General features: G+C 70.9%; 15 protein-coding genes and 1 pseudogene. 4 read left to right on the plus strand and 12 right to left on the minus strand.

The genetic code is table 11. The features are described 5' to 3' along the window. Nucleotides 1-95: 95 nt before the first annotated feature. A pseudogene (locus ACIBAD_RS25100) lies at nucleotides 96-713 on the minus strand (carbohydrate binding domain-containing protein); the annotation flags it as partial. Nucleotides 714-1,025: 312 nt separating this feature from the next. Here ACIBAD_RS25100 and ACIBAD_RS25105 point away from each other — a divergent pair. Beyond that, a complete protein-coding gene (locus ACIBAD_RS25105) occupies nucleotides 1,026-1,757 on the plus strand; it encodes an alpha/beta fold hydrolase (protein ID WP_398908559.1) in 732 nt (243 codons plus the stop codon). Between the two features lie 343 nt (nucleotides 1,758-2,100). On the opposite strand, the gene ACIBAD_RS25110 is transcribed toward ACIBAD_RS25105, so the two are convergent. Next, complete coding sequence (locus ACIBAD_RS25110; protein ID WP_398908561.1) at nucleotides 2,101-2,493, minus strand: hypothetical protein; 393 nt, start codon at nucleotides 2,491-2,493, stop codon at nucleotides 2,101-2,103. Between the two features lie 509 nt (nucleotides 2,494-3,002). Here ACIBAD_RS25110 and ACIBAD_RS25115 point away from each other — a divergent pair. The 3 genes from ACIBAD_RS25115 to ACIBAD_RS25125 all read left to right on the plus strand — a co-directional run bounded on the left by ACIBAD_RS25115 (nucleotide 3,003) and on the right by ACIBAD_RS25125 (nucleotide 4,411). After that, nucleotides 3,003-3,206, plus strand: a complete 204-nt coding sequence (locus ACIBAD_RS25115; RefSeq protein ID WP_053724154.1) for a cold-shock protein — start codon at nucleotides 3,003-3,005, stop codon at nucleotides 3,204-3,206. Nucleotides 3,207-3,476: 270 nt separating this feature from the next. Beyond that, a complete protein-coding gene (locus ACIBAD_RS25120; protein WP_134067710.1) occupies nucleotides 3,477-3,878 on the plus strand; it encodes a hypothetical protein in 402 nt (133 codons plus the stop codon). 389 nt (nucleotides 3,879-4,267) lie between these two features. After that, entirely contained in the window at nucleotides 4,268-4,411 is a 144-nt protein-coding gene (locus ACIBAD_RS25125; RefSeq protein WP_398908563.1) for a hypothetical protein, read from the plus strand. Between the two features lie 48 nt (nucleotides 4,412-4,459). Here ACIBAD_RS25125 and ACIBAD_RS25130 read toward each other — a convergent pair whose 3' ends face one another. From ACIBAD_RS25130 to ACIBAD_RS25175, 10 genes are all read right to left on the minus strand, one after another. Then, nucleotides 4,460-4,849: a hypothetical protein gene (locus ACIBAD_RS25130; RefSeq protein ID WP_398908565.1), complete on the minus strand. Its 390-nt coding sequence runs from the start codon at nucleotides 4,847-4,849 to the stop codon at nucleotides 4,460-4,462. A gap of 178 nt (nucleotides 4,850-5,027) precedes the next feature. Then, nucleotides 5,028-5,210 carry a LysR family transcriptional regulator gene (locus ACIBAD_RS25135; RefSeq protein WP_398908567.1) on the minus strand — a complete coding sequence of 61 codons (183 nt, stop codon included), beginning with the start codon at nucleotides 5,208-5,210 and terminating at the stop codon, nucleotides 5,028-5,030. A gap of 142 nt (nucleotides 5,211-5,352) precedes the next feature. Next, nucleotides 5,353-5,976: a histidine phosphatase family protein gene (locus ACIBAD_RS25140; protein ID WP_134067712.1), complete on the minus strand. Its 624-nt coding sequence runs from the start codon at nucleotides 5,974-5,976 to the stop codon at nucleotides 5,353-5,355. A gap of 155 nt (nucleotides 5,977-6,131) precedes the next feature. After that, on the minus strand, nucleotides 6,132-6,935 hold the full coding sequence (locus ACIBAD_RS25145; protein WP_398908569.1) for a hypothetical protein: 804 nt from the start codon (nucleotides 6,933-6,935) through the stop codon (nucleotides 6,132-6,134). Between the two features lie 65 nt (nucleotides 6,936-7,000). Then, entirely contained in the window at nucleotides 7,001-7,507 is a 507-nt protein-coding gene (locus tag ACIBAD_RS25150) for a SigE family RNA polymerase sigma factor (protein ID WP_398908571.1), read from the minus strand. Between the two features lie 152 nt (nucleotides 7,508-7,659). After that, on the minus strand, nucleotides 7,660-8,646 hold the full coding sequence (locus ACIBAD_RS25155; protein WP_398908574.1) for a hypothetical protein: 987 nt from the start codon (nucleotides 8,644-8,646) through the stop codon (nucleotides 7,660-7,662). Continuing rightward, on the minus strand, nucleotides 8,643-9,941 hold the full coding sequence (locus ACIBAD_RS25160; protein WP_398908576.1) for an MFS transporter: 1,299 nt from the start codon (nucleotides 9,939-9,941) through the stop codon (nucleotides 8,643-8,645). Before ACIBAD_RS25160 ends, ACIBAD_RS25155 begins: the two co-directional genes overlap by 4 nt. After that, nucleotides 9,941-11,287, minus strand: a complete 1,347-nt coding sequence (locus tag ACIBAD_RS25165; RefSeq protein WP_134067722.1) for a discoidin domain-containing protein — start codon at nucleotides 11,285-11,287, stop codon at nucleotides 9,941-9,943. Before ACIBAD_RS25165 ends, ACIBAD_RS25160 begins: the two co-directional genes overlap by 1 nt. A gap of 246 nt (nucleotides 11,288-11,533) precedes the next feature. Then, nucleotides 11,534-11,809, minus strand: a complete 276-nt coding sequence (locus ACIBAD_RS25170) for a helix-turn-helix transcriptional regulator (RefSeq protein ID WP_134067724.1) — start codon at nucleotides 11,807-11,809, stop codon at nucleotides 11,534-11,536. After that, the gene (locus ACIBAD_RS25175) at nucleotides 11,809-12,294 is read right to left on the minus strand and encodes a DUF2975 domain-containing protein (protein WP_134067726.1); all 486 of its coding nucleotides are present in this window, start codon (nucleotides 12,292-12,294) and stop codon (nucleotides 11,809-11,811) included. Before ACIBAD_RS25175 ends, ACIBAD_RS25170 begins: the two co-directional genes overlap by 1 nt. Between the last annotated feature and the right edge of the window lie 15 nt (nucleotides 12,295-12,309).

A 12,309-nucleotide genomic window follows, 5' to 3' on the forward strand; every position in this document is an offset into this window, starting at 1 on the left:
GGGGGCGTGGCGGTCGGCGTGGGGTCGGTGCCGCCGGGGCCGCTGAGCGACACGTCGTCCGCGTAGTACGCGGGCTGCCCGTACCAACCGTGCAGGTAGATGGTCACCGAGGTGGTGTTCGGCCCGGTGGTGAAGGCGACGCTGAGCTGGCCGTATGACGGGCTGTCCGGCGTCCACGTGGACGGGCTGCCGGTGATGCCGCTGCCTGTGGCGCCCAGGTAGACGTAACTGCCCTGCACGTAAGCGCTCAGTGTGTACTGGGAGTTGGGCTGCACACTGACCGTCTGGGTGCACTGGGCATTGTCCTGACCTGTCGGTGCCGCCTTGAGCGCGGAGCTGCCGGAGCGGACCGGACTGCCGACGGCCGTGGCACCACCGCCGGGGCATGTCCAGTCGGTCAGCCCCTTCTCGAAGCCGGAGTTGGCCACCAGGTTGGTGCCGGCGGCCCCGGCCGTGACGGAGCCGGCCACCGCGAGGCCGGTAGCGATGACGGCAGCGGCACTGATCCCGGCGAGGGAGCGCCTCAGGAGGGCCGGTCTGCGCCGGGCGCGGCCGGTCCGGTTCGCCCGCAGCGTGCGCTCCGCACCTCCCCCGTTCGGGCGCGGAGCCCCGAGCAGCTCGTTCTCGGCCTGGTCGCCCTCGGGTCGACCGGTATCGGGGCAGGGGCGGACGTCGCCCGACGTACGTGGAGCGCGCGACCTTCGACGGAACATGCTGCGCTTCCTTCCCGCCGAGCGTCATGGGCATGACTGACGCGTGGGGGCGTGACGCCCGGCCTGGGTGAGGTGGGGAGATGGGGGGATGCCGGACCGGATCGTAGGAGGACCGGTAAAGCCCGTCAATAGGTCTGGACCATTGGGTCGGAGTTCGTCGCTGATGAGCACCACCTCACGGGTCTCGTCGACCAGTGGCCCACCCTCGGGCCGAGTCGGTGGGGCGGAGCGCCTCGCAACCGGGGTGCGAGAGTCATCACGTAGCCCTGTCAGTAGAGTTGGGCAGAGCAGAGGAACGATCCAGGGGGATTCATGTGGGCAGATGATGTGCCGCCCATCGTCTTGGTGCACGGGACACGCTTCAGCGCAGCGCAGTGGAGTCCGCAGCTCGCCGCCCTCCGCGAATGCTTTCCGGTGACCGCAGTCGACCTCCCGGGCCATGGCACCCGTTCTGCCCAGCCATGGAGCCTTGACGCGGCGACGGAGATCATCGCTTCGGCAGTGGACTCGCTCGGCCGCGGGCCGGCCGTGGTGGTCGGGCACTCGCTCGGCGGATACGCCTCGCTGGAGTTCGCGCGGTGCTTCCCGGACAAGCTGCGCGGGCTCGTCCTCGCGGGTGCCAGCGTCTCGACGCGAGGGGCCTGGGCGATACCGTACCGGTTGGTCGCACAGCTCGCCCCCCGCGTTTCTGCGGACCGGCTGACCCGGTGGAACGACCGGTTTCTGCGCCGCATGTATCCGACGGACGTGGTTGAGGCGACCATTCGCGCCGGGTACGCCTTTCACACCGTACCGGCCGCGTGGGGCGAGGTACTGGGCCGCTTCGATGCGGGTGCCATGCGCCAGGTCGCGGCACCCGTCCTCATCCTCAACGGCGAGAAGGACACCGTCTTCCGGTCCGGTGAAAGGGACTTCGCCCGCGCCCACCCGCAGGCACGGATCGAGCTGATCCCGCGCGCGAGGCACCTCGCCAACTTCGACGACCCGGATGGCTTCACCAGCGCCGTCAGCCGCTTCGCCCGGCAGCTGGCCCTTCCCGGTTGAGCTCCCGGCGCTCCGTCGAGAAGCGTTACGGGCCTCGGCCGTCAAACGATGCCCGACGGTACCCGTCGGACTGGCAGCCGTAGCGGAGGAGCGGTCAGAGCCGCATGGAAGACTCCAATGCTCGACTCGGCGTGGGCGGGGCCGCCCCTTCCCGTGACGTCCGTGCCCGCCTTTCAGGCGGGAGGGCCGCGGCGTAGGCCTCGATGGCGTTGCGCTGGAGGGCAGCCGGGCCGGGGGCCGGGCGTACGGCCCGGTCACGCCCGTAGAGGCTGCCGCAGCGGCAACCACAAGCCCTTACGAACCAACCACTCGTCGCACCTGACCACCAAGCGGTGCCGCCGGCTCACCACAGGTGAAGGAAGCTCCGGACGTCGTCAAAGCCGTCAAGAGCCCGGCCGTCCACATCCGACGGATCCGCCTCGGCACGCGCCGCCAGCGACTCCGAGAGCGCCAGCGCCTCGTCACTGAGATGTCCGAAGCGCCGGGCGGTATGCCCAAGGCAGAGGCCGGCCAGGCCGAGCAAAGGGCTGCCCGGCACAGCCCGCGTCCCGACCTGCACAGACCAGCGCTCGACGAACTCCCGGTCGTCATCGTTCAGCGCGCTCCCGACCAGGACGCGCGCCGCCTCGCCTTCCTGCGAGCGGTCGCGAAGCGCCCGCTCCAGCGTCTGTGCCACCACCTCATGCGGCAGGTGCGGCAGCGCGGGCGGATCCTCGAAGCCCAGATGGGAGTGCATCCTGCGAGGGTACGGGGCCCGGGCGCAGCGGGACCGGGCGGTCGTCGTCTGATGTGGCACCAGCCGTCGAAGGGGTGCGTGGCTTCGGAATCCCGCTCGGTCACCCCGCACCGCTGCGACTTTGACGACACCACCCAGCCGGGCCGGCAGGGGCATCGAGGGCATGGTCCCTAAGGCATCCCCCAGGGCCTTGTGGAGCTCTACCTGCTCTTTCGGGTGATCTCCGGGAGCGTCATGCGGCAGCTGTAGTCACCACCTCCGCCGCGGCGACCGGGGTCGTGACACCCCCGGCTGCCGTACACGCGTGTCCCTCTTTCGCTGCGGTCTGTAGCCATATGACTCCGGATCGGCTAACTTCCCTGCTAGTAGTCGTGGCTCCGAAGTCTCAGCGCCCGCGGTTCGCGTCGCGGGCGTCGTGCTGTACAGCAGTGTCCGAGGACCAGGGCGATCACCTCTCACCCAGGGGTACTGACAAGCCAGTACCCCGCGATCCTCGACAGGGGAAACACATGGCCACGGGCACCGTTAAGTGGTTCAACGCCGAAAAGGGCTTCGGCTTCATCGCGCAGGACGGCGGCGGTCCGGACGTCTTCGTCCACTACTCGGCGATCAACTCCACCGGCTTCCGCGAGCTCCAGGAGAACCAGCAGGTCAACTTCGACGTCACGCAGGGCCCCAAGGGCCCGCAGGCGGAGAACGTCACCCCTGCCTGACCGGACACCTCGGCGCCCCGCACCCGACACCGAGGTGCGGGGCGCCTTGCCATATCCGCGCCCCCCGTGCGGCCTGAACCCGCGCGAGAGCGGCATCCGCGGAGGGGCGCCGGCAGCTGCTGTCGCCGCCGCAGCGAAAGCGCCGGACGATTCGCTCGCCGCGCTCAAGACCGGCCTCGCTTGGTTCCCCATCCCATGGCGCCGAGCTCGAAGCACTTCTCGGGGCACCTGACCGCATCCGGGGTGACCGGCCTGCGCTAGCTTCACCCCATGAACTCATTGGCACAGGTGTACGACAGAGAGTTTCGTGTTCGCGGCCTGCGCGAGCAGGGGTGGGGCCGGGGGTTCATGGCCACGGCCGCCCTCATCTGGCTCTGGGTGGGCTACCTGCTCGTCTTCCCCTTCAGCATCGACCGGGGCGAGAGGTTCAAGCCCGTCGAGTGCGAGTCGCGCGCCTTCCACCAGGACAGCGACTACGCGGTGTCGTACCTCAAGGACGAGGGCGAGCGCTGTGACGCCGAGCGCGACTGGGGACCGATAGTCGCCGCTCTGCTCCTCTCCCTCCCCCTGGCCTCGCTCGGCACCGGCTTGTACGTCTCCGGAACGTCGGCGCTCCGCACCGCCAAGTACGCCGCAGAGATCACCCGTCTGAACGCCACCAAGGAGGTCTGAGCAGGGACGGGGCGCGTCGGGACAGCTCGGGCCGGTCGGGCCGGGTCGGCTGACACGGATCTCGAATGCCGGCTCCGGCCGCAGTTTCCGTGAAGCCGGTTCGCCCCGCCCCGGTCAGAGCGAGTGCCCGGCTCGGTTCACCGATGCACCCATCCGGGTGCCTTCGCCGCGTCCCGCAACGGAGCAACCCGCGGTGGGGGTATGTCGTTTCGCGCAAGGTGACCTTGGGATCCATGAGGAGATCAGCCGTGTACGCAGTGGTTCGACGGTACGAAGGGGTGACCGATCCTGCCGAGGCGGGACGCCGAGTGGACGAAGGATTCGTACCACTCCTCCGCCGAGTCCCCGGCTTCGTGGCCTACTACTGGGTCGACACGGGAGGTGGAGTGATGGTTTCCACCAGCGTCTTCGAAGACGAAGCCGGGGCCGCCGAATCGGTCAAGAGGGCGGCTGACTTCGTACGGGACAATCTCGCTTCACTGCTCCCCGCCCCTCCCGAAGTCACGGCCGGCCAGGTCGTGGCTGCTGGGTGACGACCCTCTGGCGTGTCCGCAATTCCGGGAGACTCCCCCTGGCTCCGGTCATTCGCCGCAGACGCCTTCCACGGTCACCTCGGCGGGCCAGGCACCGTGCTCGATGAAGTACGCCACGGCGCGGCAGGCAACGTCGAAGTCGACCGTGTCACGGTCGGCGTAGCTGTCGACCTGCCCGCTGGAGAGCAGATAGCCACCCGAGGAGCCTGCGCCACGCGGATCGACGAGATGCTCACCAGGGCCACCCTCCCCGTCCAGCGACATGACCATCGCACGGTCGCCGTTGGTGACCACGGCCAGGAGCCGCCCCGCGTCATTCTCGAACCATGTCTCCTGGCTCGCCCAGTCCCACCGACGTCGAAGGAGCTGTCGAGCCTCCTCGCCGGTATAGGTGTAACCGACAGAGCCTCGCAAGTGCCAGCGGTCGGCATTGGTCAAGGTGCTGCTCCCGCCACGATCCGGCTGATCCGAACAACCAGGGCCGGACACGGGCGATGGCAACGCCGGGACAGCACCTGAAGAGGTCCCCATTCTCACAGCCACGACGACCGTCGCCCGTCTGGCGCAGCCGTTGGCCGGCTACAGACGATGTCGGCGGCCACCCGCCGGGTGCGGTTCACGGCCCCGAGGACGGCGGGCGCTTCGGACAGCCGCCGCTCCCCGGCACCGGACATGTGTAGAGGGCGGGTGCAGCGTTCGAACAGGAAGACCCGAGCTCCCGCTCCAGGCGGCGGATCTGCCGGCTCACCGCCGAAGGGACGACGCCGAGCCTCCCGGCGGCGCGCTGCGGGCGAACCACCTTGCCCTCTGCGAGGGGCAGGGGATCTCTCGACAGCCGCCGGACCGAGCAGGACCGCTACGACGTGCACTTCCTCGACGCCTCTGCCCGGCAGGAAGCGCGACGGTCCTGTGCGGCCCGACCGTTCCCGTGCCGTGGCGCTTCAGATGTGCAGCTCGCGGGGGAATCCGGTCCAGCGCAGCTCGGCGGGCAGATGCCTCATGTCGTTGGAGAGGAGGACGCAGGCGGCTCGACCGGGCGCGTAGCGGATGACCGTGAGTGCCGCGTTGCAGTGGTTCAGGCCGAGCCAACGCCAATTCGGGGCATGCATGGCGTCCCGGACGAGCCAGGCGACGAGGAAGTTGTGGGTGACGACCAGCTCGTGCCGGTCCTCGGCGCCGTCCACCGGCCCTGTGAACAGCTCCAGCGCCTGGCGGGCCAGCACGGGACCGTGCTGGCGCTCCTCGTCGCTCGCACCGGCGAGGAAGCGGAGGTAGAAGTCTGCCGAGTCGACAGGAAGCTCCTCCCTCTCCGGTACGTAGGGCACGTAGTCGCCGGCAACCACGGACACGTGCCGGGGGACGTTTCCCAACTGCTCGCCGATCAAGCGTGCGGTCTGCTCCGCGCGGGGCAGCGGACCATGATGAACAGCGGCGAAAGGAATCTCCTTGAGGCGCCGGCCGAGCAGTGTGGCTTGCCGTCGGCCGGCCTCTGACAGTCCGCTCTCGTCGGGCAATGCCTCGCCGTGCCGGACGAGATACAGGTAGCGGGCAGCCATGTCGGTCACTCCGAGCTCCTCTGACCAGGGAACGAACTCTTGTGGATCAAGAGACGACGCCCCCTGACTGCCGGTTCCCTCCACCCGTCCCCGCCCGGCTGAGGGCCTGGCCCCCGAAAAGCCTCGGTGCCCGGCGGTGCCTGGGGGCTGCCGGGCGCGGCGGCTCAGCCGACGGCGCCCAGGATCGGCGCCCAGGCGGCACCGGTGAGTGCGGCCACCACCTGCTGCTCGGAGAGCGGAGGAGCGGTACGGGTCGGCTTCGGTGTGCCGGAACCGCTGCCGCCGCCGGTGCTGTTCCACTGCACCAGCTGAAGCTGCGCGCCGGTCGACCTGAGGGTCACCGTCACCGTCCAGCGGCGGGCGGTGTCCGCCCGGGCCGGATGTCCGGCCGCGTTCTGCTCCGACATCACCACGGCCCCGCCGGGGATCGCGGCACTGCTCGGCAGCTCGCTCAGCGTGCAGGTGTCGCCTGCGGCACGCGCGGGGGTCCGCTCGCAGCTCAGCCCGTCACCGTCCTTGAGCGGCAGCTTGAGCCGCACGGCCGAGACGCCGACGAAGGCGGCGCCGTGCCCGTCGTCGACGACCAGTTCGCCGTTGGCGACGTATCCACCGTTCGGATCCGAGGGGTTGTTGCTCTGTCCGGTCACCTGACTGAATCGGCCCCCGGGGAGCGTCTGCTCCAGGGCCTGGATCATCTGATCACCGGTGATCGCGGAACGGGGCATCGCCAGCGCCGCCGCCTCCATGTCAGAGCCCGCGGGGCGGATCCCAGCCAGCCCGCCGGGAGCCAACAGAGCGGCTCCCGCGATCGCGCCGAAGGCGCCGAGCCCGGCGATGATGCCGGCGCTGCGCCGACGCCGGCGGCTCCGCCCTCGCTGGACGGCTCCGCCCAGGAGCGCGGGGAGATCGGGTTCGAGGGAGTTCGTCGTACGGTCCAGGGCGTGGGCAAGGTCTGCTTCGAACGGCATGGTGTCATCACTTCTCTGTTGCTGATGAGGGTGGTGCGGCGGCATGGACCGGCGTGCTCCGGTGCTCAATGCGGAACCAGATCGGACAGGCTGTCACCGAGCAGGGCACGCATCCTGGCGAGTGCCCTCGTGCCCTGCGAGCGGACCGCGCTGCTGCTCAGCCTGAGCATCCGGGCGGTCTCCTCGATGCTGTGGCCCTCCCAGTAGCGGAGCAGCAGCACCGCCCGGTCGCGGGGCCGCAGTTGGCCGAGCGCGTCCAGCAGCGTGATCCGCAGCGCGGCGTCCGGGCCGGACTCCGGGCTGTCGGGCACGCTTCCGGTCGGGCGCTCGCCGGTGCTGCGCCTGCGCCGCATGGTGAGGAAGGTACGGACCAGAACCGTCTGGGCGTAGGCGGCCGGACTGTCCGCCCCGGCCACCCGCTTCCAGTGCAGGTACACCCGGCCGAGCGTCTCCTGGACCAGGTCCTCGGCGAGATGTGTGTCTCCGGCCGCGAGTGCGTACGCCGAGCGGTAGAGCGCCGTTGCCCTCGTCGCCACGAACTCCAGGTACTCATCCTCCTGTGCTGACTTCACTCGGTCCCCGCCCGTTCGCTCGCTTCGTGATCCCCGTGCATACCCCTCTTGACTACGTGGGACGTCTGGATGTCGCGCGGTCGGGAGCACTTTCTCCTCCACCGCTGATGATGGGCGGCGGCCCGGGCGGGCGGGTGGCCGCGAAGCCCCGGTCAGTTCGCGGCGGCCGGGGAGGAGCCGCCGGGGATCAGGAGGCGGGGTTCGCCCGTGCCGTCCGCCGGGACCGCCCAGGTGTCGGCGGCGCGTCCTTCGCGTCCCGGGAGGGCATAGCCGACGGTCTCGTCGTCCAGCCAGGCCGCCTGGTCGTCGACGCTGCGCGTCTCCGCGAGCGGGTGTTCGCGCATGTCCGCCAGGTCCAGGACGTACAGCCGCCACGGCGCGGCAGGGTCTTCGGAGACCTTCTTCTTGAAGGCGATGCGGGTGTCGTCCGGTGACAGCGAGGGGCATTCGACGTTCTCGCGCAATGCCTTCGCGGACCAGTTGCGCAGGTCCCCCTCGACGAGATGGGTGCGGCCCTTGGTCGACACCGTGGCGTAGAAGCGGTTGTCGTCCCGGGCGAAGGTCACTCCCCAGTAGTTGACGTCGGGGGCGTGGTACCGGGTCCCGTCGATGGTCAGCGGGATCTCCTCCATCGATTTGATCAGGTAGCCGGTGCGCAGGTCGAGGATGGACGTCCGGGTGGAGAACGCGGTCGTGGCGTACGAGTCCCCGGTCGCGAAAGCCGTCCACGACAGCACGTTCCCCGAGGCCGAGACCCGGGCCCGGTTGGGGATTCCGGGTACGGTCACGCGCTTGACCTCGCGCAGCTGCCGGTCCAGGACGAGGGCCTGGGTCCGGGCCGGGATACCGGGCAGCTTCTGCAGGCACAGGGCGCGCTCCCCCGCCGCGTGGAAGCGCTCGCAGGCGGGGCCTCCTGTGGCGGGCGGTCCGCCGGTGCCGCTCCGGCGGGCGATGTGTCCGGTGGCCGAGTCCCGGTAGTAGAGCCCGGGTGCGGACAGGCTGAACGATCCGTCCCCGGCGGCCGTCGGCAGGGCGCGGTGCCTGGCGTGCAGTACGTAGCCCAGGGAGCCGCCCCCGAGCAGCAGGACGGCGAGCACGACGAGGGCGAGGCGGCGGAGCTGGGGCGATCGGGGATTCACGGCGCCTCCGGGGCATCGACGGCGAGTGCGGCAGCGGGGTCGGAAGCCGGGGCCGGGGCGGGAGCCGGGGCGGGGGCGGGAGCCGGGGCGGGCAGGATGCGCCAGGCGGCCGCGAGCGCCCCCGCGAGCGCGAGCGCCGCCGCCCACAGGGCGGGCCCCTGCCCCCAGAAGGTCCAGGCGGCCCCGAAGCCCGCAGCGCCCAGCAGCCGGGCCAGCGCCTGCCCGGTCTGGAGCACCGCGAGCCCTCGGCCCCGGCGGTGTACGGGCAGTACGGGGCCGGCGAGCGCCATCAGGACCCCGTCGGTGGAGGCGTAGAAGACGCCGAGAAGTGCCAGCACCGCGGCCGCGGTCGGCCGGCCGACGGGGAGCAGCATGACGGCGTACGCGCCGAGCAGCGCGGCGTGTCCGGCCAGGAACGGCAGCCGGCGCCCGACACGGTCGGCGATCCGGCCGGCCGGGACGGCGAGCAGCAGGTAGCCGGCGGCGGCGCCGAGCGGCAGCAGCGGGAAGAGGGCGGGCGGCAGGTCGAGGCCGCGCTGGATGAGCAGGTAGAGGAACGAGTCGCCGATGGTGGCGGCTCCGAGCAGGGAGGCGGCGTACAGGATCCGGCGGAAGGCGGGATCACCAAGCGCGCCGCGCTGAGGGGGTGTCGACCGGATGCGTGGGGCGGGCGCGGCGGAGGGGACGTACAGCACCAGCAGGAGCACGCCCAGCAGGCCCGCGCAGAAACTGACGGCGAACACCGCGTCGTAGGCGTCGGCGGTCGCCCACAGCACGGCGAAGGCCGCGAGCGGGCCAAGCAGCGCACCGGTGGTGTCCATGGCGCGGTGCACGCCGAACGCCCGGCCCAGTGTCTCCGGCGGGCCGCTGAGCGAGATCAGCGCGTCGCGCGGGGCGGTGCGCACACCCTTGCCGAGCCGGTCGGCGGCGAGCGAGGCGGCGATCCCCGCGGTGGCGCCGCCGGCGAGGAGCAGCCCGAGCCGCGACAGCGCGGAGAGCAGGTAGCCCGCGCCGGCGACCCGCTTGTGGCGGCCGCCGCGGTCGGCGAGGCGGCCGCCGAGAAGCCGCACGAGCGCGGTGGCTCCGTTGAACATCCCGTCCAGAAAGCCGAATTGGAGCGGTGAGAGACCGAGCCCCAGGACGAGGTAGAGCGGCAGCACCGCCGTGACCATCTCGGAGGAGACGTCGGTGACGAGGCTGACCGCGCCCAGCGCGATGACCGTGGCGGGGACGCGCCGCCGGGCCCCGAGGGGGCGGGGCGGCGCGTCCGGGCGGCCGGTGTTGGCCAGGTACATCAGTGGCAGCTGTACTTCGGGCTGGTGTCCTTGACCCCGTCGGCGGCGACGTAGGTCCAGCTGTAGCCCGAGTCCGTGAAGTCGAGCTTCAGGACCCCGTACTGGCCGCTGATGCGCTTCTGGCTGTTCGGCTGCACCTGCTCGATCGGGTAGGGCTCGGCGCCGCCCATGCCCCCGACGATCTCCACGATCCCGTCGGCGGCCGCCTTGCCGTCGGGGTTCTGCGGCGCGAACCGCTCGTAGTGGTGGTCGTGTCCGTTGAGGACCAGGTCGGCCTTGGCGGCGTAGAGGATCTTCCAGACCGGCTTGGAGACGGGGTCGTTGCCGTGTCCGCCCGAGGAGTACAGCGGGTGGTGCCAGTAGGCGGCTATGCACTGCTTGCCGTTGGCGGCGAGGTCGGCCTTGAGCCAGTCGATCTGGGCGGACTGGTCGAAGGCGTTGGAGTCGAGGGCGATGAAGTGCCAGTTGCCCTCGTCGAAGCTGTAGTAGCTCTTGCCCTGCGGGTAGGCGATGTTCCCGAAGTACGCCTTGTACCCGGCGAGGGAGCCGGCCGGGTCGTACGTCTCGTGGTTCCCGGGCACGGGGTGGGTCTTGTCCTTGAAGGTGCCCCAGCTCTTGTCGTAGTAGGCGCGGAAGTCGGCGATCCGGGCGTCGTCGTACTGGTTGTCACCCATCGTCAGGTAGAACTTCGGGTCGATCTGCCGGGCCAGGGCGGCGGTCTTCGGGTGCGCGCAGCCGCTGTCGGAGGCCGTGCACTGGGCGGCGATGTCACCGGCCGCGACGACCGTGAAGGCGCCGCCAGGGGGTGTCCCGCCGTCCGCGGTGCCGTACACCTCGGCCTCGAAGAGGGAGTAGCCGTACGCCGTGCCGCGCGCGGTGCCGTACACGCGCAGGTACCTGCCCTTGCCGGAGAGCCCGGCGAGGTCGTCGGTGCCGCCGTTGCCGGCCTTCTCCTCGGCGATCTTCGTCCAGTTCGCACCGTCGGCGGAGACCTCGATGCGGTAGGCCTTGGCGTAGGCGGACTCCCAGGTCAGCTTGACCCGGGAGACGGTGGCGCCGGCCCCGAGGTCGACCCGGATCCACTGCGGGTCCTTGCCCTCGGCGCTGGCCCAGCGAGTCGAGGCGGAGCCGTCGAAGGCGTTGGCAGCGCCGAGCGAGGAGCTCTCCGTGGAGGAGGCGGTGGCGGGCTTGCCGCGCGAGATGAGCGGGTCGGCCGCCGCCCCCGCCCGGCCGGGCCACGCGAGGAGGAGCCCGGCGACGAGCGCGAGCACCGCGGCCACGACGAGGAGGACGGGTCGATTCCGACCGGCGGACGGGGGTGGTGGGGTGGAGGTGAACAGGTGCATGCCTGGACTCCTTGGCCTGGGAAGGGCGAGAGCTGGACACCGGTGCGGAAACGCCGCCCCCGGACCGTGCGGCGGGCAGGGGGCAGCGTCACGGCGGCCGGGTCAGAGCTCTCGCTGAGCACGTCATGCCCATGCCATCGGGCACCGCGCCAAGCCGCCGTCGGGAGCGTAGCGGACAGGAAAGTTTCCTACCAGTGGCTCAACACAACGGCCTGCGGGGCGGGATGACACACCGACAGGTACGGCTTACCGGTCCGCGGCGCCCGCGGCGCCCGCAACTTCCTCGGCCCCTGCGGCCCCTTCGGGCTCTTCGGCCTCTTCGGCCTCCCAGCGCAGCAGGTCGCCCGGCTGACACTTGAGCACCTCGCAGAGCGCGGCGAGCGTCGCGAAGCGCACCGCCTTGGCGCGACCGTTCTTGAGTACCGCCAGGTTGGCGGGCGTGATCCCCACACGGTCCGCGAGCTCGCCCACGGACATCTTCCGCCTGGCCAGCATCACGTCGATGTCGACGGCGATCGGCATCAGATCACCTCATCCAACTCGGCCTGCAGCTGCGTCGCTTCCACGTCCCGCGCGACGGCCTGGGCGAGCAGCATCCGCAGCACGAGCACGATGAGCGCGACTCCCAGGATGGCCAGGCCGATCCCGCCCATGATGACGGTGACGCCCGGGTCGTCCCGCTGGCCGGGCGCGTTGACCGCCGTTACCGCGAACCACAGGAGGGCAGCCGCCACGATCGCGCCGATCACTCCGTCCACGTACCGGAAGGCGGCATGGGAGAACACGGTTCCGCGTCGCACCATCGTCACCAGCCGCCATACGCAGACCAGGGCGACCTGGGCCGACGCCATACCCATCATCGTGATCACGCGCAGCGGGGTCAGCGGGAGCGACCCGTCCTCCGGGTCGGAGGCCAACGCCCACACCATCGAGACCTGTACGAACACGGTGCCGGTGAGCACCACCACCAGAACGGCGCGCAGCGCACCCACCGCCAGCTTTCCCATGGCCAGTCCTTCCAT

Origin of the sequence: Streptomyces sp. NPDC051109 (genome assembly GCF_044455885.1) — a bacterium.
Taxonomy (GTDB): Bacteria; Actinomycetota; Actinomycetes; order Streptomycetales; family Streptomycetaceae; genus Streptomyces.

Bases quoted from the DNA above. Each gene is read 5' to 3' on its own strand.
- ACIBAD_RS25115 (WP_053724154.1), top strand. From the start codon at position 3,003: ATGGCCACGGGCACCGTTAAGTGGTTCAACGCCGAAAAGGGCTTCGGC.
- ACIBAD_RS25160 (WP_398908576.1), bottom strand. From the start codon at position 9,941: ATGTACCTGGCCAACACCGGCCGCCCGGACGCGCCGCCCCGCCCCCTC.
- ACIBAD_RS25175 (WP_134067726.1), bottom strand. From the start codon at position 12,294: ATGGGAAAGCTGGCGGTGGGTGCGCTGCGCGCCGTTCTGGTGGTGGTG.
- ACIBAD_RS25120 (WP_134067710.1), top strand. From the start codon at position 3,477: ATGAACTCATTGGCACAGGTGTACGACAGAGAGTTTCGTGTTCGCGGC.
- ACIBAD_RS25110 (WP_398908561.1), bottom strand. From the start codon at position 2,493: ATGCACTCCCATCTGGGCTTCGAGGATCCGCCCGCGCTGCCGCACCTG.
- ACIBAD_RS25170 (WP_134067724.1), bottom strand. From the start codon at position 11,809: ATGCCGATCGCCGTCGACATCGACGTGATGCTGGCCAGGCGGAAGATG.
- ACIBAD_RS25165 (WP_134067722.1), bottom strand. From the start codon at position 11,287: ATGCACCTGTTCACCTCCACCCCACCACCCCCGTCCGCCGGTCGGAAT.
- ACIBAD_RS25105 (WP_398908559.1), top strand. From the start codon at position 1,026: ATGTGGGCAGATGATGTGCCGCCCATCGTCTTGGTGCACGGGACACGC.
- ACIBAD_RS25125 (WP_398908563.1), top strand. From the start codon at position 4,268: ATGGTTTCCACCAGCGTCTTCGAAGACGAAGCCGGGGCCGCCGAATCG.
- ACIBAD_RS25145 (WP_398908569.1), bottom strand. From the start codon at position 6,935: ATGCCGTTCGAAGCAGACCTTGCCCACGCCCTGGACCGTACGACGAAC.